A 25474-nucleotide genomic window follows, 5' to 3' on the forward strand; every position below is an offset into this window, starting at 1 on the left:
TCCAATGCATGTGATCTGTATTGAGCGCTTACTGTTATAGTCAAATCGGATTGTGTGTCTTTGAGGCGCTGGTCGATGCGTTTCGTGTTGCAAAAATAAGACTTATCAATCACAAAAAATGACCACAAAGTCAGTATGAATGAACTGACTGACGTGTCAAGAGGCACAGTCACACTCGAAGACAGCATCGCGCCCTATGGCATTAGAACTCGTTGCAATTACTGATTGCGAGTGCTTAGGCTAGCGCCGCGGACTGATGCACCGCGAGCACCGCACGTGGTGCAAGTCTCCTCATAGCTTGCAACGTTCACGCTATGATGGCTCGCGACTCCGATACGAATGGTTCGGCGATGCTACGCTCAGCGCCAGCAAGCCGACCACCATCGACCACGCGAGTTGGGTATCCCGGGGCGGAACGTTAGGGCGAGGGTAGCGCCCTCCCCCCGACGTCAAGAGAGATTAAACATACCGTTGCGTTGCATTTTTCATCTACTCCCCATGTTGCAGTTCCAGCAAGATTCGCAAGATTACGGGTGTCATCGAGGGAATCGCATTTCAAGCCAACATCCTCGCGCTCAATGCCGCCGTGGAAGAGGCGCGCGCGGGCGAGCAGGGCCGCGGCTTCGCGGTGGTCGCCAGCGAGGTTCGCAGTCTCGCCCAACGTTCCGCAACTGCCGCGCGAGAGATCAAGGTTCTGATCGGTACGTCGGCAGCTATGATTCAGGGTGGCTCGCGACAGGCGAATGAAGTGCGCGTTACCATCGGGCAAGTCCAGCGGGCCATCAGACAGGTTGCCGATATTGTCGGGGAAATCACTGTGGCCTCCGAAGGGCAAAGCGAGGGCATCGATCAGAATGGTCTCGCCGCGACTCAAATGGACGACGTGACCCAGCAGAATGCGGCACTCGTCGAACAAGCCGCCGCAGTGGCGCAAGCGCTTGAGGAGCAATCAGCGAAGCTGCTGGAAACTTTTTTAGTGTCTAGAGAATGAAAGGCACTTTTTGTCGGACCTGGTATCCTGGCGAGATGAAAAAACGCAGGTCATACCCAACGGATGTATCGGATGAAGAGTGGTATTTCGCCGCTCCGTACCTGACCTTGATGAACAAGGACGCACCGCAGCGTCGCTACGAACTGCGCGAGATGTTCAATGCGCTGCGCTGGATCGTACGCGCGGGTGCACCGTGGCGTTTGTTGCCCAACGACTTTCCACCTTGGGAACTGGTCTACCAGCAGACGCAACGCTGGATTCAGGCCGGCTGTTTCGAGGCCATGGTGAATGACCTGCGTTCGATCATCCGGATCGCGCAGGAGCGTCGTGGTCAACCCAGCGCTGTCATTCTCGACGGACGGACCCTGCAATCGACCTGCGAGAGTGGACCTCGCGCCGGTTACGACGGCTACAAACGCAAACGCGGTAGCAAGGTCCACATGGCGGTCGATACCTTGGGGCAATTGATTGCTGTGCATGTTACGCCGGCCAACGAACAGGAGCGCGCGCAGGTCGGAGAACTGGCGCGTCTGGTTCAGCAGGCCACGGGCCAGACGGTCAAGGTGGCGTTCGCCGATCAGGGATACACCGGCGAAGATCCCGCGCAGGCGGCACTGGACGAAGGAATCGAGCTTCAGGTAATCAAGCTGTCGGAGGCGAAAAAGGGCTTCGTGCTGTTGCCGCGCCGCTGGGTGGTCGAGCGCAGCTTCGGATGGCTCAACCGCTTCCGCCGACTGGCCAGAGACTACGAGCGATTGCCCGAAACCCTGGCTGGTTTGCACTTCGTCGTATTCTCCGTGCTTATGCTTGTCCACTTTGCAGCCCTTAACAAAAGTGCCTAACACCCTACAAGGGCTCCCCGTTGAGTACAAGCTCAAACGAAGTTCGCTGTTGATACGTACTGCAATGCCGCGCCGGTGCGTGTGAGAAGGTGAAGGACTGCAGTTCTACAACCGGTCATGTTGGGCTCATGGCCCGGACCCTGATGAAAGACGCGCGCGGAGGCCTCATTCTCTAGCCGGGACTGGATATCCCCGCCGTGTTAGCCAGGTATGCCCCGCGCGGGTCCAACCCGCTTCACATCACCGCTGGCAGTGCAAAGTGATCAAATCTATGTGCTCATGATGTTCGCGCTCGTGTCCAGTTGCCGGTTGATCGATAGCCCCGAATCGAACTCAGTCTGCAACTGGTTCGAGCTTGAAGTCATGGCCATATTTCAGCATGGCCCACGCCAACCTCGCGTTCTTTGCGGCGATCGCGATGGCCGCCCGCCAGTAGCCCCGTCGCTCGATCAGGGTTCGAGCCCAGCGGCTGAAGCGATCCTGTTTCTCGCCGAGATTGGCAATAACGGCGCGCGCACCGTTGACCAGCAGGCCGCGCAGATAGGCGTCACCTGCCTTCGTGATGCTGCCCAGCCGGGCCTTGCCGCCACTGCTGTATTGACCGGGCGTGAGTCCGATCCAGGCTGCCACCTGCCGGCCGTTTTTGAAGTCGTGCCCAGCACCGATACTGGCGAGCAACGCACTGGCCGTGGTTGGGCCGATGCCGCGCAACTGCATCAGTCTCTTGCTGCGCGCATCCTCACGCGCGATCTCAGCGATCGCACGGTCGTATTCGAGCAGGCGATCCTCGATATGGCCAGCATGCTCAAGCAGATCGCTGATGCTGCGCTTCGCCCAGCCAGGCAACGTGTCCAGATGTTCTGTGATGTGTCTGCGCAGCTTCTCCGGGCTCTGAGGCAGCACCACGCCGAATTCCGAGAGCAGGCCTCGCAACCGGTTGTAGGTCGCGGTCCGCTCTTCAACGAAACCTTGTCGTGTCCGATGCAGGCAAAGCGTTGCCTGCTGATGTTCGTCCTTCAGCGGCACAAAACGCATGCTTGGGCGCGTCACCGCTTCGCAGATCGCAGCAGCATCCGCCGCGTCGTTCTTGCCGCGCCTGCCGGACATGCGATAAGGTGCCACAAGGTTGGGCGCCATGAGCTTGACCGTATGGCCATGCTGCTGGAACAGGCGTGCCCAGTGATGCGCACCGGAGCAGGCCTCCATGCCGATGACGCACGGCGGCAACTGCGCAATCAACATCGCCAGTTGATCGCGCGGAACACGTGGCTTGACCAGCATCGCTTTGCCGGCCTCGTTCACGCCGTGAACGGCGAATACATTCTTGGCAAGATCGATTCCGATAGTGACAATAGGCATGGACTTCCCCTCTCGCTGGTGTCGATGAACGTTCGCAACTTCATCCTGGCACATTGATGCCGACTCGCGGCTTCCGCCGCAGCCTCGGGACGGGGAAGTCCCTTTCATTCTCTAACCAGGGCTACCCGGGCTCACAAGGGAGATGGCGCACCGGCACAGCTGGGCCTCAGTTTTCCTGGGAACGCGGCACGGAGAAGGAATTGGCAAAACAACTGATCTACGGCCTGCTGGCAATTGCGTTTGCGGGGCCTGCGCTTGCTGGCGGCCGCTATGTTGAAGTGTGGAATCCACCTGAGGCACGCAGCGCGGCCCCGATGCATGCAAAGAAGGCGATGGTGTCTGGGCACAGGTCTGAAAAGCGGCGGCAGGTGAGCGTGTACGGCGCTGCTTCGCAATTACACGGTAAGCCTCGCGCGGCGATATCCGCTGAGAACTTCAGGCAAGCTCCAGCTCACCCTGCAGCAGCGTCCGCAGCGTATGCAGCACCAACATTCGACGAGATCCCTCGTCAGATAACCCCTGAGGGCAACGTTCTGCGCGTGAAAGGCGGCCGTGAACGCGTTGACGTCGTACGCTGATGCAGACCGAGCACTACAGGGGCTATGCTCTCTGGGGACATGCAATCGAACAATTGCCGGACATCCTTGAGCATCCGCAATTCGCTGCGAGCGGCACTGTGACGCGCGCGGGCAAGCCGCGTCGGATGTGCTTGATGTTCTAGCAGGCTGTTGAAAAACACCTTGTCGGCTTTGAGCACTTCGTTTCATTGAGTCGCTGCGCCGATTTGATTGATGTCGGTTTAATGCTCGAAGCCTTTCATTCAAGTGGATTCAATGCCATTCCCTCGCTGCCTGTCGCTCCTATGCCGCTTTCGCGGCGAGCGTGCGCATGCGAGTCAGGTTGTAGGCCGCCTGAGTCAACAGGAAGATCTGGTCAACTCGTTGCAGGCCCCGAAACATCGCCTGCCGAATTCTTCCAACCGTCTTGCTCCAGCCAAAGACCTGCTCAATGCATTTGCGCTTGCGCTGACTGACCGCATAGCCGGCCCAGCGCGTTGTGCGTCCGTCGATGGCGGAGCCACCCGCGCGGCCATTGTTTTGCGCAACATGTGGCGTCACGCCGTGTGCGCGGCACGTCGCCACGAAGCCGGCCGTGTCGTAGTTCTTGTCTGCACCTACCGTAATCGACGTATCGGCAAACTGCGCGGCGTCCGCAAGCATTTCGGCTGCTGTGTCCCGCTCGGCTGTGCCATTCGCCTGCGTCACCTGTGCGTTCACCACGAGGCCGTGTCGGTTATCAGTCAGCACGTGCCCCATGTAGCAAAGCATCGCGCCCGTGCCACGACTCTTGCGAAACAGCCGGGCCTGACTGTCCGTGCTGGATTCATGCGTGTCGTTGCTACGCTTCTCGCCATGCCAGTTCTCGTGAGAGCCGGCACCGCCGTCAGGCGGCGAGTCGTCATCCGACTTCACCTTCGGCACAAAGCTCTTGTGTCCGGCCCAAGCCTGAATGAGTGTGCCGTCGACGCTGAAATGCTCGCCCGACAGGTGGCCACGCACGCGTGCTGTCTCGACCGTCTCATTGAACAGACTGACCATGACATCATGGGCCATCAGTCGGTCGCGGTTCTTACTGAAGCTGGAGTGGTCCCAAACAACATCGTCCATCGCCAATCCGACGAACCAGCGGAACAGCATGTTGTAGGAGATTTGCTCCATCAGCATGCGTTCGCTGCGAATCGAATACAGCACTTGCAACAGCAGTGCGCGAATCAGCTTCTCCGGCGCGATACTTGGGCGTCCGCCCTTCGCGTCGCTCTCGTACATGCGCGAAAAGACCGAATCCATGCGAGTGAGCGCTTCGTTCAACCACAGCCGAATCGGTCGCAACGGGTGATTGGCCGGAACGAAGTCATCGAGCCTGGACATCGTGAACATCGATTCTGTATAGCCGTCCGCTCCGCGCATCGCTTCCGTCTCAGTGTTGTTCGATTCTTCATTTCAACGTTTACCCCTCCCGCGCGGATGACGTGCGCGGGAGGTATTTCAACAGCCTGCTAGTCTCACTGTGTCATAAAAGATGTTTGCCACAAAGCGATACCTGGTAGTATTGAATAATACAAACTTTGGGCGACGATGATGAGAGAAGACGTCGACGAATTTGACGCGTACCTGAATCATCTGGCGCAGGCGTTGGGGCATGCCGATCGCCATGCCGGCCTCAAGGGTTACTGTTCGGGCCTGGTCATGCCGTTGTCACGCAAGAGCGTCGAGCCAATGGCCGCGCATATTGACCCACTTCATGCGAGTGCGAAACACCAGTCACTCCACCATTTTGTGGCCAAGGCAGAATGGTCTGACCGGGCGGTCCTGCAGCGGGTACGCGAATGGGTGATTCCCGCGTTGGGCCTGCACGCTGCCGAAGAGTCTGGCTATTACTGGATTATTGACGACACGGGCTTCCCGAAGAAAGGCAGGCATTCGGTCGGCGTAGCGCGGCAATACTGTGGGCAACTGGGGAAACAGGATAACTGCCAGATCGCCGTGAGCCTGTCGATCGCGACGCAACGCGGCAGCCTGCCGATTGCCTGGCAACTGTATGTCCCCAAGGAATGGATTGACGACCGGGAACGAGCGCGTCGCGCAGGCATTCCTGACGACCTGACCTTCGAGACCAAGCCACAGATTGCGCTGGCCCAACTTCGCGAAGCTATAGCATCCGGCATTGCACCGGGCATCGTGCTTGCCGATGCCGGGTACGGTGACGAAACCGCTTTCCGGGAAAGCGTCACTGAACTGGGTTTGTTGTATTCGGTAGGGATCCGGCCGGGCACCTCTGTGTGGGCGCCCGGTACGGCGCCGCTGCCGCCCAAACCCTGGAGTGGGCGCGGTCAGCCACCGAAATTGTTGCGCCGTGCGCCAGGCCATAAACCGCTCGTGGTGAAGGAACTGGCTATGCAATTACCCATGAACGCCTGGCAAACCGTAACCTGGCGGGAAGGCAGCAACGCAGCCCTTTCCTCACGTTTTGCCGCGGTACGGGTCCGTCCCGCACATCACGACTATTGGCGAAGTACCGTTCGCGACGAGGAATGGCTGCTTATTGAATGGCCTGATGGCGATATGGAGCCGCTCAAATATTTTCTCACTACGGCACCTGAGGAGGCGACCCTCGAGCAGCTTGTGTTCGTGACCAAAATGCGCTGGCGCATCGAGCGCGACTATCAGGACCTGAAGCAGGAGCTCGGGCTCGGTCATTATGAAGGGCGAGGCTGGCGTGGCTTTCACCATCACGCCACACTGAGTATCGCTGCGTACGGGTTTCTGATGGCTCAGCGACTCAAAATGCAATCAGATGGACGTGGTAAAAAAAACTTCCTTGAACGCGCGCTGCCTGCCCTTCCCCCGGATTACATCCCCCGGGGCAGTCCAGCGCGCTCAGCGCCACGTTCCTGATTCCATTACTACGTTGCGCATCCTGCTTGGACAAAGACTCATTCAACGATGGCACTCTTCCTGCACAACGATAGAGCGCGCAACTGATTTTGTGACACAGTGAGACTAGACGACGAGGAAACTGCGCAACACCTGGGCCTTGAATGGGCGCGTGCCTGGGTGGATAGTCATGGTTGAAGGGTTGGGCAACAAGCATGGTGCGCCGTCGCAGTCACCACCGAGCGTCATAATCAAATCGGGAAAACCTGAGTGTTTGCCAGCCCGTGACCTCTACGGCGGATATCAGGGCCTCGTAAGTGCATGTCACGAACGACTCGCCCGAGCGAGAGTAGACGTCGCCGCCGACGTGCACCAATTCGAAAATCGTTTAGCGGGGGACGCGAGGACATTGACAGTTGATAGAAAGCCGCTCAAGAAGTGCCTCAAATGGTCGTGAAAAAGCTGGTTCCGTTGGTCGTTGTTTTGAGTCTCGCGGCATGTTCGCAAAAGCAGGAAGTTGCCTGTAACGACGAATCTTCCACTTCAGTCGTAACGTCAATCTTGAAGGATGAGCTCGTCAAGGAGGTGACGTCAGCGTTTCAGCAGAATGCTATCGCGAATGTGGATGGCGCCTCGATCCAGCAACCGTCGAGAAAATCTCAATCAAGCTCGAGGATGTGCTCACCACCAAGAGCGATCCGAACTGAGCTTCCCTCGGTTTTTCGCCTTCCAGAGGCCCCGGGTTATGCAGCCGTATCCTTTGTCCGCTGAGCCGCAAGCCAGTTTTGCATGAACTGAGTTGGCGACATGAAGCCGAGCGATGAATGACGACGACTGCGGTTATAAAACACTTCTATGTATTCGAACAAGTCCGCTACAGCTTCATGATGCGTGCGATACCTCGTGCCGTGTACCCGCTCGTTCTTCAGGCTGTTGAAGAAGCTTTCCGTCGGCGCGTTATCCCAGCAATTGCCTTTGCGGCTCATCGAGCATCGCATGCCGTACGAAGTCAGCTTGCGCTGGAAGTCGTGGCTCGCGTATTGACTGCCTCTGTCCGAATGATGCAGCGTGCCAGGCGCGGGCCGGCGGCGGAACCATGCCATCGTCAGCGCGTCGGTCACGAGGTCCGCCGTCATGCGTGGCTTGACGGACCAGCCCACGACCTCGCGATTGAACAGATCGAGAGTGACCGCCAGATACAGCCAGCCTTCGTCCGTCCAGATGTACGTGATATCCGAGGTAAACACCTGGTTGGGCTCGGCCGGCGTGAAGTCGCGATTCAACACGTTCGGTGCGACCGGCAGCTTGTGCCGGGAATCGGTTGTCACCCGATAACGGCGCTTGTGACGGGCTCGGATACCGTTGGCGCTCATCAGCCGCTCCACACGTGCTTTGCTGGCCGGAAAGCCGCGAGAGCGCACCTCGTCGGTCATGCGCGGCGAACCGTAAGCGCCTTTGACCTTGGCATGAATCGTTCGAATCAGCGTGAGCAACTGGGCATCAGTCAGCCGCTGTCGCTCAGGCGTGCCGCCGCGCTTCCAGGCGCGATAGCCGTTGATGCTTACAGCAAGGACCTCGCACAGCACCGACAGAGGATACTGCCGGCACTGCGTGTCAATCCAGGCGTACTTCACAGGAGGTCCTTCGCGAAGAACGCCGCCGCTTTTTTTGCGATTTCCAGCTCCATCTGCAAGCGCTTGTTCTCCGCTCGCAGACGCGAGAGTTCCATCTGTTCGGCCGTGACGACCTTTGCCCCGGGGCCATTAAGCTTGCCGGCCTCCGACGCTTTGAGCCAGTTGCGCAGTGTCTGCATCGACATGCCCAGTTCACGGGCCACAGCGCTCACGCTTTGTCCGTCCTTAACTCGTTGCACGGCCGCTTCCTTGAACTCTGCCGTGTACACCTGGTGCGGTACCTTGAACATCTTTTCTTTCCTTCCTTTGGGTCGAGTTTATACGCGACCTGCTGGAAGGCGAAATTTCAGGGGAAGCTCAAACAGTACGAAAAAATTCTGTCAGTCGTCGCTTAAGCTCACATTGCCATCAGATGTGATTGCCAACGCGGATGCCACAAGGAGTATGCTTTCGCAGAACAATTCCCATCAGGGCGCGTTGCAGGCGGGCATCGACTTCGAGGCAGATACGGTCAAGGCGTCTCTTGATTACAGCGTTCAGCCGACCGATGATGGGAAGAAAATCTACGGTAGCACCCAAGCTAACAGTGCTGCGATCACGTTCGCTTCCACGGTTATCGAACAATCGATGTTAAATGGTGCATTGGATAAGCAAAAGGCAGCCGAACAGCATGCGCAACAGCAGCAAGCCCTGCAGGCTCAGCAGCAACAAGCCGAGATTGCTCAAGCGCAGGCAGCTGAAGCTCAAGAAGCCGCTCTCGTGAAGGCGCAGGCTGATATCAAGGCCGCGAACGACGCAATCAACGTCGTGTGGAATGCTGGCAGTAAAGAGTGGCGCCAAAGCATGCTGCCGGAACAGCGTCTCTGGCTGGCTCAGCGCGAGAATGATTGCAAGATCAAGGCTCTCGATATTGGAGCATCGGACTCAGTCGCTTATCAAACTGCAAAGCTCAATTGCGAAGTGCAGATGACGGTTGACCGTACGCAGGTGTTGAAGTCGGGACTCCAGCAAAACATGGCGCAGTCCAATTAACGTGAATCGCTAACTCGCGCCCCGTCCCGAGTGCGAGAGGATAGGGTGCGGTTAGGGTCTCGCGCCAGGCTGCTGAATAAAGGCGGCGCCGACTGGAAGATCATCGGGCCGCTGTGCAATTGACGTGATGGGATGGTCCGTCGGCCAGTTATTCGCGAGAGACCTTACCGCTAACACCGTCGAGGTGGAAATGGCGACGGTCCTGGCACCCACACGCGCTGCCTGGGCACGGGTGACGTTCAACACTGAGCGCGCGATGTCTGAACGTGAGGCCCTCTTCAAGAAAGGGCTACATTGCGTTGGTATTTGGCATATACATCCAGAATCGTCACCTAGCCCGTCAACGGAAGATCGGCTATTGGCGCGTGAGCATGCGCTTGCCGCACGGCCGCAGCTCGCGGGCATTGTCTTCGTTATCGTCGGAACAGCGCAACCACCCGCCGGCTTGCGCGTATGGGTTGACGATGGCGTTGACTTGCACGAGGCAATATCCGACGAAATCAAACAATAAGCGCGGTTCTGCAGAAACTCGTGGAAACGCTACGGCAGCTAGCATATAAATGCGGGATTGAACACATTATCTGACACGGGGCGGCGGCGAAGTGGCGAGTAACGCAATAACGAAATTTGGTTCGAATCCAACCAGGTGGACGCTCAGCCAGGAAGATGCCGGTCGGCAAATCGTTGAACGCGTGGATGCATTTGCCGCCCGACGGCGAGTTATGGCTCGAGGTTGCAGAAGATTTTGCGGAACTACTGAGGTATCCTGATGGTGGGGGCAGCTACTTCATGCAGTCCGGCTGTGGTAAAAGCACGCTGCTGCGGGCGATTGCGGGCCTCGACGCGCGCACGGACGGTTCGGTGTTGCTCGAGCGGCAATTGCAGCGTGGCCCCTCTGACCGCATTGGCATGATCGTTCAGGAGCCGCGGCTGTTGCCGTGGCTCAGCGTAGCGAACAACATCGCGTTCGCCGCTGGATCGCGGCGAGGCAATGATCCACGTGTCGATGCGCTGCTGGCTGAAGTCGGTTTGCCGGGCATTGGTGACGCGTTGCCGATGCAGGTGTCCGGCGGCATGGCGCAACGCGTCGCACTGGCGCGCGGACTATTTGCCGAACCCGATCTGCTCCTGCTCGACGAACCGTTCAGCGTCGTCGATGCGATCACACGTGCCCGTCTTCAACGCGTATTGCTTGCGTTGGCGCAGGCGCACGGCACGACGGCTTTGCTCGCCACGCACGATCTGGATGAAGCATTGCATCTCTCGGATCGCGTGCTCGTGCTATCACCCGCAGGCGACGATCGGCCGAGCCGCATAGCACGCGATGTCCGTATCGATGCGATGCGGCCGCGCGATCTGCGCGACCCCGCGATGAATGCACTGCGCGACACGCTTCTGGAAGGTATCGCGATAACTGCTGTCTTGTGACGATGTGCGAGCATCAGGCGCCTACGCGCTGGCCGATGTTCGCATCGGCACTCGCATCACGATAGTCTTCTTCATCGATGTCATAACCCGACGGCTCCCAGCGAATCGCCAGCAATACCAGCAGTGACGTCAGCGGCGCAATGGCGATAATCCAGAACACCTTGCTGCCAAGCGTGGCTGCCAGTACGGGAAACAGGAACAGCGAAATCGTCGATGCCGTGCGCACCAACGTCTGATTGAACCCGACGCCAATGCCTCGCAGCGAAGTCGGATAGCTCATCGACGCGTAGGTCATCGAATGGGAACCAGGTCCGAAGCCTTGCCCGAACAGATAGCCGCCCCGCAGCAGGATGGCGACGATCACCGGTGCGCCGCCGCTCGGCTTGCAATGAGCACCAGTCCGATCAGGGAGGCAAATTGCAGCGAATGCCCGAGTACCGTCATCTTCCATGCGCCCACCGTGGGCGCAGTGCGTACGCCGATCAGACCGCCTACGAAGGCAAACGCCAGATTGAGTGCGGGCGAGGCGACGATCGTCGTCAGCGGTCCTGGCGCGAAGAACCTCGTGGTGATGACAGGCAAGCCGAAGATGATCGCGTTGTAGCCGAACGACGACGCGCTGCCGATCAAGGCAGCGCGTATCGTGCGCTTGCGACAGGTGGCGTTGAAACAAAATACCGAAATTGAGGTTGGCTTCATCCTGCATCGGACGTCAGCGTAAAGCAGCGCTGCATCACGTGACGAAGCTGTGATGCATCGGCACGGGCGTAACCGGCCGTCGTTGCCACCGACTGATGCCCGAGCAGCATCTGGGCGACGGGCAGGGGAACGTTGGCATCGACGACGAGCGTCTTGCCGACCAGATGGCGCAGCCAGTGTGGCGATGCTTCCTGGAGTGCCAGGCGTGTGGTCGCCTCGGTAGGTGGCACGGCGGCGGCCATTTCCGCAAACGCCGCCCGGACTTCGCGATACAGTCCCGAAGGGCCGAGCGCGTCATGCCGCTGTCCGCGGATGAGCGGCAGGTTTTCCCGGGGGGGCGGGGTAGGCGGCAGTCCGCACGCCTGTCGATATTGCTGCAGAAAGATCACGCACGGACCGGGGAGCGGCACCGCCCGCTCCCGGCGCCCCTTCCCCCTGACCTGTAGCGTCCAGCCATCGTCGCCGGTCACCACCCGGGGATAGCCGTCGTGCCAGGCCAGTTCATCCAGGCGGATGCCGGTAAAGCGGTAGGTCGCGACGATGGCCGCGCGTCGCATGACGGCGATCGGCCGGCCTTCGGGGTTCAGGCGGGCGCGCAACCAGCTGTCGCATGCGTGTACGGCGCCGGCAGGGAGGATGCGATCGGGGGCGAACTTTTCGCGTGCGGCTGCCGTGTCGCCCAGACCGGCGCCCGGGTTCGCCGTCAGGTAACCGGTCCTCCACAGATAACTCAGGACGCTGCGCACGACCGCGAGTGCACGTTTCTGGCTGCGTTCGCCGAGCACTTGCGATGCGCGCGGGGTGCGTGCGCCCATGTTGGACAGGTCATCCCGGTACCGGACGAGGTGCTCGCGCGACAGCCCGGACAGCGGGCCCGCAATATCGTTTGCCTGGCACCACCTGACCAGGCGCCGGATTTCCGCGATATAGCCGCGTCTCGTGTGCACGGACGCACCTGCCCGGTCGCGCAGGAAAAGCCGGATCGCCGACGCATCATCGAAGGTGCCCAGGGTGTTCGAGGCCGGGTCCAGATTAACGAGAGGTCCCGCGCCGGCGAGCCACGGTTCGCCGTCAAGCGAGGCCAGGGCCTTTGCGCGCGTGTGCGGGGCCGGACCGGCGACGGGCTCAGGGTCACATTGCGGCGCGCGGGGCTTGACGCAGCGAAAGCGAACCCGCAGGACGCGCAGCAGGCGCTCGACGACCACCTCACTGCGCGGAGCCCGCCCGGCGGGCACGGTCAGCACCCGCCCCGCATCCCAGAACTGCACCACGGGGCCGCCGGCCAGCAGCAGGGCATAGACCTCGGGTTGCCCAGCTCTCGCGTCCTGCATGCATCCGTACTTCCTGAGCAGGGAGGCGGGCGTCCAGCGTTCGTAGACGGGGACGTTCAGTGCGTCGGACAGGTAGCGCACGGCGTCGTCGATACCGGCCGGCAACGGTCGGGGCGGAACAGCGAGCACGTCGATCCAGTCGGCAGGCGACATTGCGGTCTCCGGTGACAGGTGCGCACGCACACCCGGCGGTTAGGGGGCGCGTCCCTGAGCCGGACGCGAACCGGACTGGCTGTCGGCGCGATTCGCGAGCCGGTCGCGCTCGCGCGTGGTGTGTTCCAGCAACTGGCGGCAGGCAGCAAGCTCCCGCTCCAGCGCGCGCTGCGCTTCCCCGATCGTCTTCCGGTACGCGTCCGTTTCCAGCAGCAGCTGGCGGCGCAGTCCATCGTATTCGCGGCGCACGGCCGACAGCTCGTCGTGATGCGCGGTGCGATCCCGTTCCCGCGCATCCAGTGCGTCGGCCAGCCGGGCCTCCAGCGCCTGCCGCCGTGCCCGTTCCTCCTCGCATTGCCGTGCAAGATGCGCCACCGTCGCGTCGAGTTCTCCGATCTTGTGGAGGTGTGCGTCGTTGCGTTGCTGGAGCTCGCCGCATTCGTGACGCAACATCGCGGTGAGCGCGCTCGCCTCGTCGCGCTCGGCCCGGGCGTCCTCGATCGCACGCGCGGCTTCGGTGCGCACGGTGGCGAGCTGGTTATGCGCTTCTTCGACGGCGCTCTGCCAGAGCGCCCGCATGGTCGTGGCGACCGCATCGGGCAGATCCGCGACGGGATCACGCGCAGCCGACTCGGCCAGGATCTGCGCCTCCACGCTGCGGATCGTGCGGTTGATCCAGGTCAGGTCGCCGCCGCCGAGCCGCTCGCGCACGCGACGGGCGGACACCAGCCGTCGAAACACGGCGGGGGTGACGTGCGTGCCCGCGCAGCCCTCAGCCAGCTGTTGCCGGATGGCGGCGATTACGGCGTCAGTCGTATTTAAAGGAGGGCGTCCCATTTGCCGGATTATCGCGTGAATCCGGCCATTTGGGGGTATTGGCTTTTTCATTACGCTGTGTCCGTAATTAAAGCAAATAAAGGATGAGAATAAAAACGGATAAAGCAGGTAACTCCCATTATCATGCGAGTCGGGGGCGGGAATCGTGTCCGTGCGTGCTTCAATGTCGCCGGTGGTCCGGCTGACGGCTGGATCACGCAAGTTACCGCGGCGGCGGGAACCGCTTTATTCGCAATCCGCGTACTTGACAATTCGCAATGCACAAATTTATTGATGCAATGCGACATCCGATTTTCTATAACAGGAAAGCGCAATACATTTTGTTATTAATTTTAAATCGCGGATCGTATATTTTCATGTGACCGGCGGGGAAATACGTCGGATATGGCGACGCGCGAATGCCATTTATTTGCCGCTGGCGTGGGGACGGCGCGGTCTGTGACTTCACTGCCGGATCGTCCTCGTCGCGCAGGTCCCGGCAGGCGTTCACACGTGGCTTGCCTGTGGCAACGCAACGTTCCCTTTCGACCACCGGTGCCATATAACGCAGACGGGTCGTGCGAGCGCATCCGAGCGCGCGGTTCGTTGTGCTGATCGCGACCTGGGCCGCCGCCAGCGGCGGGTGATGGATGTTGGCGCAACGGTGCGGGGGGCTCATGGAAGCGACCTTGTCCGAGAAACTGGTTGCACGCTACGCAAGGGAGCGGCGTGGCGAGGGGCGCGGCGCGTCATACGTGCCGGGGCTCACGCAGCGGCAGATCGCGCGCGGCGTGGGTCGCATGCACCGCTTCTGCTGCACGCGCTGTGGTGGTCGCCAGATCATTCTCGGGTCCGACGCGGAGCTCGCGACCTTTCTCGTCGCTCACTGGCATCCCGATACGTGCGACCTGAACGAATATTTTCCGCTGACCGATCCCGCTGAAACCGAGTTGATCGCATCAGAGCTCGGGATCGCGCATCCGCGCATGCGCGACGGCAGCCCGTCCATGTTGCGTACTGGCCTGATGGTGTTGCGCAAATCAGGTGATGGCTATGCGTGGAGCGCCCTCGATACGCTCGCCTGCCAGCTGGACCCGGCTCGTGCGGCGCCCGACGCGATGCAGATCGTCAGCGAGTACTGGCGCCGGCGTGGCGTCAGCTGGCAGCTGAACCGTTCGGGTGGATTCAACGACTGCCGGGTGCGTAACCTCTGGCAGTTGTTCCCGCACAGCGAGTACATGTCGACGGCCAGTCCGGACGCTGACGACCTGGTGCCGCAGGATGCGCTGCTGGCCGAACTCCGGCGGTGCCGGTATCGCAGCCTGCGTGAGGCGTGTCATGCGGCAGCCCGCACGACGGGCAGACCACCGGGCGATGGTGTGCGCGCCGCGCTGCAGCTGCTTGCGACCCGCAGGATTGTGGGCCGTCTCGACCTGCCAGACCTGCTGCTCCAGCCGCTCAGTGGACTGAAAGCCACCCGGGCCGCGCGATGCGGCTGAACCTTCCCGGGAGCACGCCATGAATGACCGCTTCCACCGCGTCGGCCGGCCCGTGCCGGGCGTCCCGTTCCGGCATGGGACCATCGGACCATCTTGCCGCGTCAGCCCCAGTATCGTCTACCCGTCTCGCCGGCAGGATCAGCGGTACGGTGCGGTCGTGGTGCAGGGCGACCAGGGTCGATACAGGTCGACTTCGCTGCTGCTCGGTCCCGATGAACACGATGGCCGCCCGTCCGCACTCCTGAACAGACTGATGGTGCGCTTCCGCAGGCAATCTGGCACGGCCAGGGACGAGAACGTGAGATGGGGCAAGTCAACCGGGCTGTCAGGGCCATTCTGGCTATCCAGCATTGTTTTCGACGAATGTCAGACGGAGCGGCCCAGGGTGCCGGTCATTCCGCTCATTCTGGACCATCGCCGCCTTGAGCTGCACTCCGCTCCAGATGTTTTCGTGCGGGGCGCCGTCGACATGCGAAGGTGCCACGACGTTGTGATGTGTGAGTGCGGTCGGGCGCGAACTCCGGGCCGCTGCTGCTGGGTGATCGTTCCGGGAGCGCGCCATGGCTGACCGCGCCCGCAGCTTCAGGGCAGTCGCGCGGAACGATCTGTTCGAGGAGGCTGCGACCGGAAAACTGTATCGCGTGGTCGACACGGGTGGCGGCGAAGTCGACACCGTGCTGTGTGACGTACGCAGCAGTCGCACGGAAACCATCTGTCTGCTGACGTGGGAGCTGTGCCGCCGCGCGGCGCCCGACTATGCTGGCGAGGACAGGTTTATCGAGGTCGAGCGCAAGCGTGATCCGTATGATGCGTTCAGGAAAATCCAGTGTGACACGGACGGACATGTCTGGCAGAGCGACGAGAACTGGCGACACATAGCGTCACTGGTCGGGGACCCGGAGTTTCGCAATACATTGTTTTATGGGCCACAGCGCAAAGCCATCCTGGAACGACACGCCGCAGAAGCCAACATAAGTCTCACGACGATGCGCCGGTTGCACCGGTGGTATCTGCAGCGGGGCATGAGCCCGGCGGCGGTGTCCAGTACGCTGTTCAGATGCGGGCGCAAGGTCCAGCTCGCCAGCTTCCGGGGCGAAAACGTACCTGAGTGCCGCGAGCGCACGTATGCGAAGCGACCAGGACGCAAACCATTCCATCCTGACCAGGACGCGTGCCCGTCCGCGCTCCTGCGGTGCCTGTTTGAGCAATACATCGATCTGTACCTGACCTGTCGGGAAGGTCCCTGGCAGGTCGATATCCCACCTGAACTGATGGAGGAGATCCAGCGCTCAAAGCCGGGCGTGAAACTGTACGGGGCCCGCAAGCGCAGTCGAAAAGCGGGCGGTCGCGCCATGCCTGCGGATGCGAGGCGCAAACGCTCCCGTTCGGTCGGCAGGGTGGGAAACCGCAAGCGGATCACCATGGAGATGTGCGTCGACCACCTGAACTATGTCTGTCGCTGCACCCGTCAGGTCCAGGACGCAACCGGCCAGATCGTCGATCTCGAGCTGGCGCCGTTTGGCGAGGTTACTGTCCGGCAGTTCCAGCATCACTATCTGACCAATGTGCCTTTGCCTGTCCGTATCCGGCGGAGGGTGGGCGAGCGCCAGTACGCGCTGTCGTACCGGCCAAAGCGCGGTCACGCGCTGCAGCACTCGATGGGCCCGGGCACACAGTACCTGATCGATGCGACGACCGCGGACGTCTACGTGGTCTCGCGGCTCAAGCGCACGGTCGTCGTGGGGCGCCCGACCATCTACCTGTGTATGGATCTGTTTAGCCGGCTGATCGTCGGTTTGCACGTGACACTCGAGCCGCCCAGCTTCGAGGGTGTCGCGCTCGTGCTTGAAAGTATCGTGACCCCGAAGGTCGAACTGTGTGCCCGCTACGGGATCACGATCACGCGCGATCAATGGTCATGTGAAGGACTGCCTGGCAATGGATTTCTGGCAGATCATGGCAGTGACTACATGAAGGCGGCGGCCTGGGGGGCAGTCAACCGGCATCTTGGGGTCCCGATCAGCAATGCGCGCGCGCGTGATCCGACGATGCGCGGACTGTCCGAAAGACGTTTCGGATCGGTCCCAAGCCAGTTTCAGCGCGCGGCTTTCGGGGTGGTGGAAAAGGACGTGGCGACACGATGTGCACCGCGCTACGCGTGGGATGCGGTGCATACCGCGACCGAAATCACGAAGAAAATGATCCGGGCAATACTGCGTCACAACGATACGCCGATCACCCATGGTGGCGCGATTCCCGATTCGGTGTTCGATGGCGATGCCGACACGCCGGTCAATCGCTGGAACTGGGGGATCGCGAATCTGGGCGGAAGCCTGGTGAGCCGGTCGGTCGATGAAGTGCGGCTCGCCACCTGGCCACAGGGTCTCGCAAGGCCGACTGACAAGGGGCTCTTGTGGAACGGTGCGTATTACACATCGCCCTACATCCAGTCCACACTGATTCACGTGTGGCACAAGCACGGCAAGGACGAAGTTCCGATCCAGTACCACCCCGACAGCATGTCCACGCTGTTGCTCAAGGGCGACGACTATCTGGAGTACGCCGTTCAGTACGGCACGAACGCTGTGAGCCCGGGCGATGCGTCGCTCAAGGAGTGGAACCAGTATCGATGGCGGGCCCGGCGCAACAACGCCGAAAAAAGGCGGGCGACCCAACCCCAGCGGATCATGGACCAGCTGAACAACGCGGAGGAGGGACGGAAGGCCTGGCGTGAGCGCCAGAAGGCACTCGGTGAGGCGGGGCGTCGCCATCCGAAGACGACGGACATGCGCGACGCACGGGCCGCCGAAGTCGCGCTTGAAAGGGAATCACGAGGTATTGGGGTGTTCGTCGCGAAGAGCGGCGCAGCGCGTCCGCAGGAACACCACCAGGATCTCCCCAATTTCAAGCCACGCAAGCCGGTAGCCAAGCCGGACGACGCACGGGCGCTCATGCGCAGACGCACCTTCGAGAAGCTGTAGGGTCAGAGAACCGGCTCGATGGAGCCAGAGCGGGCCGACGACGGATGACGGCATGGCACTCACCTTTTTGGATGGAGGTCATCATATGCGGCAGAACCACGACGACGAGGAATACAAGAAGGTGCCGGTTATGTCGATGGCCGACTATCTCTTCATGGATGTCAATCCATGTGTCGATGCCGAATACCATGACGGCTCCTTCGAACTGGAGGAAAACGCCCACAATCCCATGATCCTCGCAATCCCGGTCTATCGCCCCCGGGACGAGGTGATCAAGGCCCTGAAAGAAGGTTTTACTGTACCGCATCTGGAAGCATATCGGGCGTGGCCGCTGGAAATGAAGGTGCTTGCTATCGAGCACGTCATGCAGGTACTGGTCATCGTGCCGGAAGTTCTTGAACTGTACGACTGGATGCATATCGCGCTGCGGCATCGCTACCGGGACGCGGTCCCAACGGCGTCGTATGCAAGAGAGGTTCGGAAGAAATATAAGCTGGCGCAGACGGGCGTTGCCACCGTCATCCAGCGACCCGCTCAGTCCCACTCACGTTGCCACTCGGTTTTCGGGCTCTCCGGCACCGGCAAGACCACGCTGATCATGATGGTGCTCAGCATGTTTGCGATGAAAATCGACCATCATGAGTTTGAAGGCGCACCCCTGATTTTTACGCAGGTTACGTGGCTCATGGTGTCGTGTCCGCCCAATGGCAGCGTGCAAACGCTGATGCAGGGCATCCTGTACTGGTTCGACCTCAGTTTTGATGAACACAACGTCGAAGAAATGTGGAGCCGCGCAAACATTGGCGACTACATCAAGAAGGTACTGCTGGTGCTCAAGCGGCACATGGTGGGCGTCCTGATCATCGACGAAATCCACTTCGCGCTCAGGGCTGCGGACAAGACCTGGCTCCTGGGGTTTCTGTCGAACCTTCTGAATGAAAACGCTTGCGCCTACGTGCTGCTGGGAACGCATGACGCCAAACGTTACCTCACTGGCGAGATGCCGGGTACTCGCGAGCCTAATCGCCACCCCACAGGCAAAACCGTGCGTAACGCGAGGCGCGCGATCAGCGGCGGTATGACCGAGCTGTCGCTGTATTCCTATGACCGGGAGTGGCGCAAGTTCGCCGACCAGCTGATGCGCATCGATTTCCTGCCGCGCGCACCGGCGAACAGAGACGTGATCCGGAAAGCCTTGTACCTGGTCAGCGCCGGACTGCCTGCGTTTGCCAAACTGGCGTGGGAAATTACGCAGTATGTAGGACTGCTTGCAGGCTTCGAAGCGGTGACGTACGAGCTGGTACTCCAGAGCGTCGCCAGGACGTTTTCGCCGGTCGCCGGGCTCATCGAGGCATTGCGCACGAAGGATTATGCAAGACTCGTCGATTTCGAGGACGTGGCGTTCGAGGAGGTCGAGAAGGTCAGGGCGACCCTTGGCAGGCGTTCTGGCCATCGAGGTCGGGAAAGCACGCCCGGAACTACATCGGACATGCGCTTCCCGTTTTGCGTTGCGATCCTCGTCGAACTGGGGAAGACGAAGGTAGAAGCCGAGTCGGTGGTCAGGGACAGCCTCCAAGCGCATCCTGAATGGTCCAGTGAGGACGTGATTCGTGCGGCACTCACGCCGGGGAATGAGGGACGGTCCCGTCGAGCCGCCCGCAAGGACGGGGGCAAAGAACAATTCGATGGCAACGAAAAAAACGCCGCGACCGGCAAAGGCCCCGGGAAGAAGTAGACGATCATGAAATAAGGAGTGCGGAGCATAACGATGGCAATCTTCCTCGAGTTTCCCCTCCCGGATGAAGTTCTCGTCAGCGTGGCGGCCGCTTACGTGACGAACGACGAAGTACATGACGTCGCGGCGTTTTGCCGGAGGCTGTTCGGCGACGGTATCGGTATGCCGGTTGCAATCGTGACGAACCTCCGGCACGTCGAAGTCGAGACGCGGCGGACCTGGGGGATGACGGCGGCAGAGATACGCGACCGGCTGACGCTATTTCCTTACTACGCTGCCTTCTGGTCAAAGGCAAAAGTCGACTTCGTCGCCGGCGTGTGCATCCAGGAACCGGACAGGGAGACGCTGGACGGACCCATACCGTGGAGCGCCAATGCTCTCGGGACGTGTGTTTATGGGCTCGGCATCCGCTATTGCAAGGCTTGCTGGTACCAGGACGATGCGGAGGGCATCCGCCGTTACTGGCGACGGGCCCATCAGCTACCGGGCGTGGTTACCTGCCATGTCCATGGCTGCGCACTGACGAGCGCTGGTGCTGGCGCCAGGGGCATGTTTATGGCGCGGCGGCCACGCACCGATACGTTGCTTGAAATTCCGGGCTCGCCGTTTCAACGCGCAGCGCGGCACGAAGTAAGTGCCCTGTCCGCCGCGATCTTGAAGGACGGCGCCAATTCGCTCCGGTTCGGGGAACCAGAGGCACGACTGGACTGCCTGCGATCACTGGGCTACGGAGCCAGCAATCGTAACCTTGTCGATGAAGACCGGCTCATACACGATGTCATACATACATTCGGCAAAAATTTTCTCGAGCTCGTTCATCTCGTTCCTAAGGGACCGCGCAGCTGGATTCACGGTTGTGTGTGCGGCGGCCGTGGGAAAAGGAAAAAGAGTCTGCCGATCGTCCTGATGGACGTGTTTCTGTCGGGTCGCGCCCGGCACGTGGAAAGGTCGCCGGGGCCAGTCTGCCCGGCAGCGGAACGCCAGGACGATCCGAGTCACCGTCTCGTGATCTCGGACGCACCGCACGATCGCTTCCATTGCCTGTGCTCCTGTGGGTATTCGTTCCAGTTTGACGAGGACGAGCGCGGAGAAAACCGGCGGCTTGCCCCGACCTCCGCCGGACCGGATTTTGCGCGCGCGGCGGCCATTCTTGACGAGAAAGGCTGGCCGCGTGAAACGATTGCGCGAGTCTTCGGGGTGAGCGAGAAGAGTCTCGCGCACTGGATGCGCTTCCGGGCTGAAGCCAGTGCCCGAAAGTTGTGTCTGGAGCGGGCAAGACTTCTTGTCCGGTGGATCGAACTGGTCCATCGCAGCGGAGGGACCGATGGGGCGCTGGCAGAAAACGGCCGGCTCTGGCGGTCGGTCCGAAGCCTATGGGCTACCTTGCCGCAGAACCTGACACCACTCGATTGCCGCGACTAGGGGAGAAGCGGATGCGCGACTTTCCGCCGTTACGATGCGTGCACACGTTCGAAGCGCTTGCGAGATTGATGAGCTATCGTCTGGTCATCGAGGAGCTGGGCATTGGACGCGTAGCAATCAACAGCCAGATCCGGCTGTTAGAACGAGAGCTCGGCGTCGATCTCTTCGAGAAGGGGCGGCCGCCCAGGTTGACACCGGTGGGGCTGCGTTATTTCAAGGCCGTTTCCGTGATGTTCGACGCGTTCCGGGATGCGACGGCAGAGATCAGCGAAAGCCGGCTCGCCCGGTGCCTGCGAATCCGTGCAGACGTGACATTTTCAAGGTATTGGCTGGCTCCGCGGCTACCCGAGTTTCATTCGAGCAATCCCGGCGTGCAGATCGTCCTCGAGGCGTCCGGCGGTCCGGTGGATATCTCCGACGGTTCGGTCGACGCGGCAATACATTTTGCTCCCTTCGCGAGGACGGACTTGAGTTGTGAGAGGGTGTTCCGGAATCTGATCACGCCGGTGTGTACGCCACAGTACCTGACGGACCATGCGGCGCTGGCGCGTGGCGAAACGGCAGCGCTTCGCGACTGCACGCTGTTGTCTACCTTGCCCAGGCCGACGGACTGGCCCGACTGGTTGCACGCTGCAGGGTCAACCGATTTCGCGCTGATGAGCACATTGACGTATGAAAGCTCTCTCGTTGCCCTTCGGGCGGCAACGCGGGGGCATGGGATCGCGATGGCGACCGTTGCGTTGTTGGCCGCCGAGTTGGCCGCCGGGGAGTTCGTCGCGCCGTACGCGTTGACGCTCGACCAGGGCGATGCCGCTTACTATCTGACGCATTCCCGAAGCAAGCTGACGATGCCCGAGTTTTCTGCCTTCCGCGACTGGCTGTTGTCACAGCAGCGTCCATCGTGACGGTTTGACGCCACCGTTCATTTTCGGCGATCGCCTTCCCCGGCAAGCGTGTCATCGCCGGCGTAGCTTTGACATTCTGGTTCGGAGCAGTTGTGTATCTTCCATTTCATAAGGCGATGTTGGCGTTACAACACCGTCTGGAACCGCTTTTATGTTTCGACGGGGCTCAATGCGCTGCGAAGTGCGCTCGAGACACTCCCCGAAAGCGAGGGAATCGTGCTGGTTGGAGAGATCGGCCTGACGAGTCACATCGCTGACGTTGTTCGAAAGGCCGGCAAACCAGCCAGGAACATCGTGCACGACGAGCCCGTCAGCACCTGACACTCATCGTCTCTCCCGGACTGCCGATCAGCGGGGGTGAGCTGGCCGTCGAGCGGCCTCACTGCTGGACAATGTATTCGCTGTTGCACGGGCTGCCGCCGCGAACCTCCGCGCGACTGCCGCCAGTCTGGAACGGCCCGCCTTGCATCCTCGAAACCTGGTCGATTTTCCGCCAGCGGGACGTTCGTTAATCAGGAGTACGTCATTATTGTTCTTGCTTTCGCCGAGAGTAAAGGTTTTCGGAGATCTGAGGCAAAACGTCTATTCGTCGACGTCGCTGAAGACTGAACGGCTGGCTTGCCGTTCACGCTGCGTCGCGCGGGGCACGCTGTTGAAGAAGCTGCCTTCTTCCTCAGGTGACTTCTGTGCCTCGACCGCCTCCTTGGCCTGCTGCAAAGAGCGAGTCAAGTTCTGAAACTTGTTTTCCAGGACACCGTCGACATCGACCAGGTGACGGACATCGTTGAGGAATTCACTTAACTCTTCGAAATGACTGTCGATGTCGCTGTCAGGGTCTGCTTCCTCCCGACGATCTACAATCTTCTGCGCAATTTCGGAATCCAGCTTGGCCAGGAGGCCCGCGGTGAGGCGCATCAGTTCCGAAGGTCGGAACATCGCGAGGATGCTGTCGTCCTGGATGAACGAGGCGTCGAGTGAGTAGAGCGCGCCGTCCTCCAGCCTCATCACTGTGGCCGAGCGTACATCGTCAGTAAGCAGGCCCATGGAATGCGCTGTCGCCCGAAGCCTGATTTCCTCGCTGCGACGGAGACGGAACCATGCAGGAGGTTCTCCACTGCGGACAAGCAGGTTGGGCGCCCTCGCAAGGACCTTCTGAACGATGTTCTTTGGAAGCCGGCGATTCAGAAATCCGAACAGGTTCTCGTTTACGCTGTTCTCGTCAGGGGTTTCAAGTAGCCTGTCAATCAATGCTTCACTGCTGCTAAGCGGAACCACGACGGCATCGCGAACGTGAGCGGCACCTTCACAAACCACTTCAGTGAGGAGGGTGTCGAGCCTCGCGCCTCGAACGTAGACGTCAATCAGGTCCGGTCGCCTGCTAAGAATCTCACTGATGGCATCAGCAAATGTCGGGTGCCAGAACGCCCAGTATTCGTTGTTTCCATCTCGTCGGCGTACGATCAATGAGCCATCAAGCTGCAATAAGGCCTGAGTCATGCCGGCTCTCGTCACGCCATAGCTTGTCGCGACCAGGGTTGCGTCATGGTCAGGTAGCAGGTGAACAGGCAGCTTCGATTGACTCAGAAATACCAGCGTCAGGGCGGCGCGTTGCTCGGCCGACAACTCTTCAAAGGTCTGGACCAGGAATTTCTGCGGTTGAGAAATGAAGCGCAGCAAGTCGTCTGGCAGCTTTTTGATATGCCCGGTGAACGTTGGGTCGCCCAGGCGACGCGCCAATTCAGGGAGTAATCTGCCTTCTTTCGAGAGCAGTTCCAGGTGGTCCTTGATACGGGCTTTCCAGCAGGCAGGCTGGCGTCCGGCTTTCAGGTGGTTATAAAGGATCTGCTCCCGCTCGGAATGTGTAAGCTCGCCGACATTGACGACGGCAGTCTCGGCCGTCAGGAGGTGATGGTTTCTGGAGCCGATTCGGGGCTTGGCATCATTCCATATGTGCGTGCGAGACGTGAGGATGAAATGGCATCCATGGTCGAGTGCCGTCTTGAGCTTCGGCATGAATTCAATCCAGGCATTGACGTACTCGGGCATCAGCAGATTAGAGCCGAAAGCATCGTCAACCCAGAACAGGCGCCTGTTCTCATTGGGATTCCAATGCTGGCGTAGTTCTACGGGTCCTTCGCACTTGAACACCTGTACTTCGTTCTTGTCCACAGCCATTGTGGCGAGAATCGCTGCAAGAGTAGACTTCCCCGTGGCTGGTGCGCCGAGAAGAAGAACCAGTTTGTGTTTCGCAAGGATGTTCACTGCGGACCGATGGGGAGCCGTCGGTACATACACGTTTAGGGCCTTTCGATGGTCACCCAGCAGCGCGAGCGTCTGAGAAGCGCACCGCTCGTCGATGATGGTTGAGAGGTCTCCAAGGCCATAGACACGAGGAACCAGCGCCCGCAGGCGGGGGCTTCCCTTTATCTTGCCGATCAGCCAGTCCTTACCTTCGACATGAGGCTCAACTACTCCCATCGCGGCGAGCCGTTCGCGGATTTCCCGTGCGACGTCGGCGTCGACGCTCATGCTGGTGAGGAAGTAGTACGTCGACGCCATACCCTTGGCGATGAGCTGCCTGACGTGGTCAAGCTCACCTGTGATGTCCGAGGGTCGCAAGCGTTGCGCGTACTTACTGGAGAACTTGCATTGTACGGTTCCAACGGCGACTGAGCCATCGGTGCGCTTTACAAGGAAGACGGCGTCCTGGCCGCCGTCTTGGGCTTCGCGGTACACCGAGACAGTGCACTTTAGCTCTTCCTCAATCACTTGCGCGCACAGGTCCTGGAAAGCTTTCCACCCAAGCGTGTGGAGCGCGAAGTCGACGTGATAGCCATGTGTCTGAATGGATGGCTTCTGGACGGATTGCTGCGGTTCTTGTGTCTCCATACGTGTATTGTATTCGGTGAGCCGCGCCGGCCGGTCCTTGTTGTCGTGCGTCACATCGAATATTTCAGGTCTGGACTTTACCCGACCTGAGGATCGCGCAAGGTGATCGAGGCCGAGCGTTGGCTCAAGCATTTCCTCGCCGGGTTGGCCCCGGGTCGCGAACCGTTTGAGAACCAAAATGCACCATATTGGTGCATTTTGGTTCTTTTGAATAGGTATGCCCGCCGGACAGCGTATGTGCGTAACGTGAAAGCGCCGATCCGCAACGCCGCCTGGGCTCGGCTTGCGGGCGGTGCTCCGCAGCCTGGCGACGGGCAGGTACAA

The 25474-nt window shown here is 60.4% G+C and carries 18 protein-coding genes and 2 pseudogenes; 12 read left to right on the forward strand and 8 right to left on the reverse strand.

Features of this window, described 5'->3' with window-relative positions; all coding sequences use genetic code 11:
* Positions 1–505: 505 nt before the first annotated feature.
* Positions 506–991, forward strand: a pseudogene (locus tag BPHY_RS24825) (methyl-accepting chemotaxis protein); the annotation flags it as partial.
* A gap of 35 nt (positions 992–1026) precedes the next feature.
* The gene (locus tag BPHY_RS24830) at positions 1027–1833 is read left to right on the forward strand and encodes an IS5 family transposase (RefSeq protein ID WP_041764721.1); all 807 of its coding nucleotides are present in this window, start codon (positions 1027–1029) and stop codon (positions 1831–1833) included.
* Between the two features lie 333 nt (positions 1834–2166).
* Here BPHY_RS24830 and BPHY_RS24835 read toward each other — a convergent pair whose 3' ends face one another.
* The gene (locus tag BPHY_RS24835) at positions 2167–3192 is read right to left on the reverse strand and encodes an IS110 family RNA-guided transposase (RefSeq protein WP_012404214.1); all 1026 of its coding nucleotides are present in this window, start codon (positions 3190–3192) and stop codon (positions 2167–2169) included.
* Between the two features lie 200 nt (positions 3193–3392).
* Between BPHY_RS24835 and BPHY_RS41275 the strand changes: the two genes are divergently transcribed.
* Positions 3393–3770 carry a hypothetical protein gene (locus BPHY_RS41275; RefSeq protein ID WP_244257833.1) on the forward strand — a complete coding sequence of 126 codons (378 nt, stop codon included), beginning with the start codon at positions 3393–3395 and terminating at the stop codon, positions 3768–3770.
* A 282-nt stretch (positions 3771–4052) separates the two neighbouring features.
* Here BPHY_RS41275 and BPHY_RS24840 read toward each other — a convergent pair whose 3' ends face one another.
* Positions 4053–5159, reverse strand: coding sequence for an IS5-like element ISBph2 family transposase (locus tag BPHY_RS24840; RefSeq protein ID WP_012404216.1), 1107 nt, complete (start codon positions 5157–5159; stop codon positions 4053–4055).
* 171 nt (positions 5160–5330) lie between these two features.
* On the opposite strand from BPHY_RS24840, the gene BPHY_RS24845 reads away from it, so the two are divergent.
* Entirely contained in the window at positions 5331–6647 is a 1317-nt protein-coding gene (locus BPHY_RS24845) for an IS701 family transposase (RefSeq protein WP_041765374.1), read from the forward strand.
* Between the two features lie 722 nt (positions 6648–7369).
* On the opposite strand, the gene BPHY_RS24850 is transcribed toward BPHY_RS24845, so the two are convergent.
* Positions 7370–8550, reverse strand: a protein-coding gene (locus BPHY_RS24850; protein WP_085965111.1) for an IS3-like element ISBph1 family transposase whose coding sequence is annotated in 2 segments (ribosomal slippage) — positions 7370–8298 and positions 8298–8550 — 1182 coding nt in all. Because the reading frame shifts where the segments join, the coding sequence is not laid out codon by codon here.
* A gap of 154 nt (positions 8551–8704) precedes the next feature.
* Here BPHY_RS24850 and BPHY_RS24860 point away from each other — a divergent pair.
* The 3 genes from BPHY_RS24860 to BPHY_RS24865 all read left to right on the forward strand — a co-directional run bounded on the left by BPHY_RS24860 (position 8705) and on the right by BPHY_RS24865 (position 10720).
* Positions 8705–9292 carry a lysozyme inhibitor LprI family protein gene (locus BPHY_RS24860; RefSeq protein ID WP_083775897.1) on the forward strand — a complete coding sequence of 196 codons (588 nt, stop codon included), beginning with the start codon at positions 8705–8707 and terminating at the stop codon, positions 9290–9292.
* 127 nt (positions 9293–9419) lie between these two features.
* Positions 9420–9803 (forward strand): Mov34/MPN/PAD-1 family protein, encoded by a 384-nt coding sequence (locus tag BPHY_RS39850; RefSeq protein ID WP_157686710.1) that lies wholly within the window; start codon positions 9420–9422, stop codon positions 9801–9803.
* 155 nt (positions 9804–9958) lie between these two features.
* Entirely contained in the window at positions 9959–10720 is a 762-nt protein-coding gene (locus BPHY_RS24865) for an ABC transporter ATP-binding protein (RefSeq protein ID WP_012404220.1), read from the forward strand.
* Positions 10721–10733: 13 nt separating this feature from the next.
* Here the strand turns inward: BPHY_RS24865 and BPHY_RS24870 are convergent.
* The 4 genes and pseudogenes from BPHY_RS24870 to BPHY_RS41915 all read right to left on the reverse strand — a co-directional run.
* Positions 10734–11389, reverse strand: a pseudogene (locus BPHY_RS24870) (MFS transporter); the annotation flags it as partial.
* Positions 11390–11415: 26 nt separating this feature from the next.
* Positions 11416–12903 carry a tyrosine-type recombinase/integrase gene (locus BPHY_RS24875; protein ID WP_012404221.1) on the reverse strand — a complete coding sequence of 496 codons (1488 nt, stop codon included), beginning with the start codon at positions 12901–12903 and terminating at the stop codon, positions 11416–11418.
* Positions 12904–12942: 39 nt separating this feature from the next.
* Positions 12943–13791 (reverse strand): DNA-binding protein, encoded by an 849-nt coding sequence (locus tag BPHY_RS24880; protein WP_012404222.1) that lies wholly within the window; start codon positions 13789–13791, stop codon positions 12943–12945.
* A 244-nt stretch (positions 13792–14035) separates the two neighbouring features.
* The gene (locus BPHY_RS41915) at positions 14036–14398 is read right to left on the reverse strand and encodes a hypothetical protein (protein WP_157686712.1); all 363 of its coding nucleotides are present in this window, start codon (positions 14396–14398) and stop codon (positions 14036–14038) included.
* Here BPHY_RS41915 and BPHY_RS38830 point away from each other — a divergent pair.
* The 5 genes from BPHY_RS38830 (at position 14397) to BPHY_RS24910 (ending at position 22261) form a co-directional block, all read left to right on the forward strand.
* Complete coding sequence (locus BPHY_RS38830) at positions 14397–15218, forward strand: PDDEXK family nuclease (RefSeq protein ID WP_012404223.1); 822 nt, start codon at positions 14397–14399, stop codon at positions 15216–15218. The two genes, BPHY_RS41915 and BPHY_RS38830, sit on opposite strands and share 2 nt — an antisense overlap.
* A gap of 560 nt (positions 15219–15778) precedes the next feature.
* On the forward strand, positions 15779–18199 hold the full coding sequence (locus BPHY_RS24895) for a hypothetical protein (protein WP_012404225.1): 2421 nt from the start codon (positions 15779–15781) through the stop codon (positions 18197–18199).
* Positions 18200–18251: 52 nt separating this feature from the next.
* Positions 18252–19934, forward strand: a complete 1683-nt coding sequence (locus BPHY_RS24900) for an ATP-binding protein (RefSeq protein WP_083775898.1) — start codon at positions 18252–18254, stop codon at positions 19932–19934.
* 33 nt (positions 19935–19967) lie between these two features.
* A complete protein-coding gene (locus tag BPHY_RS24905; protein ID WP_012404227.1) occupies positions 19968–21356 on the forward strand; it encodes a TniQ family protein in 1389 nt (462 codons plus the stop codon).
* Between the two features lie 11 nt (positions 21357–21367).
* Entirely contained in the window at positions 21368–22261 is an 894-nt protein-coding gene (locus BPHY_RS24910; protein ID WP_012404228.1) for a LysR substrate-binding domain-containing protein, read from the forward strand.
* 582 nt (positions 22262–22843) lie between these two features.
* On the opposite strand, the gene BPHY_RS24920 is transcribed toward BPHY_RS24910, so the two are convergent.
* On the reverse strand, positions 22844–25282 hold the full coding sequence (locus tag BPHY_RS24920; RefSeq protein ID WP_012404230.1) for an nSTAND3 domain-containing NTPase: 2439 nt from the start codon (positions 25280–25282) through the stop codon (positions 22844–22846).
* Positions 25283–25474 lie beyond the last annotated feature (192 nt).

It is taken from the genome of Paraburkholderia phymatum STM815 (genome assembly GCF_000020045.1).
Taxonomy (GTDB): domain Bacteria; phylum Pseudomonadota; class Gammaproteobacteria; order Burkholderiales; family Burkholderiaceae; genus Paraburkholderia; species Paraburkholderia phymatum.

What these genes read in the sequence shown, in the direction of transcription:
- BPHY_RS24830 (WP_041764721.1), top strand. Translation starts at nt 1,027, where the DNA reads ATGAAAAAACGCAGGTCATACCCAACGGATGTATCGGATGAAGAGTGG.
- BPHY_RS24835 (WP_012404214.1), bottom strand. Translation starts at nt 3,192, where the DNA reads ATGCCTATTGTCACTATCGGAATCGATCTTGCCAAGAATGTATTCGCC.
- BPHY_RS24840 (WP_012404216.1), bottom strand. Translation starts at nt 5,159, where the DNA reads ATGCGCGGAGCGGACGGCTATACAGAATCGATGTTCACGATGTCCAGG.
- BPHY_RS24845 (WP_041765374.1), top strand. Translation starts at nt 5,331, where the DNA reads ATGAGAGAAGACGTCGACGAATTTGACGCGTACCTGAATCATCTGGCG.
- BPHY_RS24860 (WP_083775897.1), top strand. Translation starts at nt 8,705, where the DNA reads ATGCTTTCGCAGAACAATTCCCATCAGGGCGCGTTGCAGGCGGGCATC.
- BPHY_RS39850 (WP_157686710.1), top strand. Translation starts at nt 9,420, where the DNA reads ATGGGATGGTCCGTCGGCCAGTTATTCGCGAGAGACCTTACCGCTAAC.
- BPHY_RS24865 (WP_012404220.1), top strand. Translation starts at nt 9,959, where the DNA reads ATGCCGGTCGGCAAATCGTTGAACGCGTGGATGCATTTGCCGCCCGAC.
- BPHY_RS24875 (WP_012404221.1), bottom strand. Translation starts at nt 12,903, where the DNA reads ATGTCGCCTGCCGACTGGATCGACGTGCTCGCTGTTCCGCCCCGACCG.
- BPHY_RS24880 (WP_012404222.1), bottom strand. Translation starts at nt 13,791, where the DNA reads ATGAAAAAGCCAATACCCCCAAATGGCCGGATTCACGCGATAATCCGG.
- BPHY_RS38830 (WP_012404223.1), top strand. Translation starts at nt 14,397, where the DNA reads ATGGAAGCGACCTTGTCCGAGAAACTGGTTGCACGCTACGCAAGGGAG.
- BPHY_RS41915 (WP_157686712.1), bottom strand. Translation starts at nt 14,398, where the DNA reads ATGAGCCCCCCGCACCGTTGCGCCAACATCCATCACCCGCCGCTGGCG.
- BPHY_RS24895 (WP_012404225.1), top strand. Translation starts at nt 15,779, where the DNA reads ATGGCTGACCGCGCCCGCAGCTTCAGGGCAGTCGCGCGGAACGATCTG.
- BPHY_RS24900 (WP_083775898.1), top strand. Translation starts at nt 18,252, where the DNA reads ATGGCACTCACCTTTTTGGATGGAGGTCATCATATGCGGCAGAACCAC.
- BPHY_RS24905 (WP_012404227.1), top strand. Translation starts at nt 19,968, where the DNA reads ATGGCAATCTTCCTCGAGTTTCCCCTCCCGGATGAAGTTCTCGTCAGC.
- BPHY_RS24910 (WP_012404228.1), top strand. Translation starts at nt 21,368, where the DNA reads ATGCGCGACTTTCCGCCGTTACGATGCGTGCACACGTTCGAAGCGCTT.
- BPHY_RS24920 (WP_012404230.1), bottom strand. Translation starts at nt 25,282, where the DNA reads ATGCTTGAGCCAACGCTCGGCCTCGATCACCTTGCGCGATCCTCAGGT.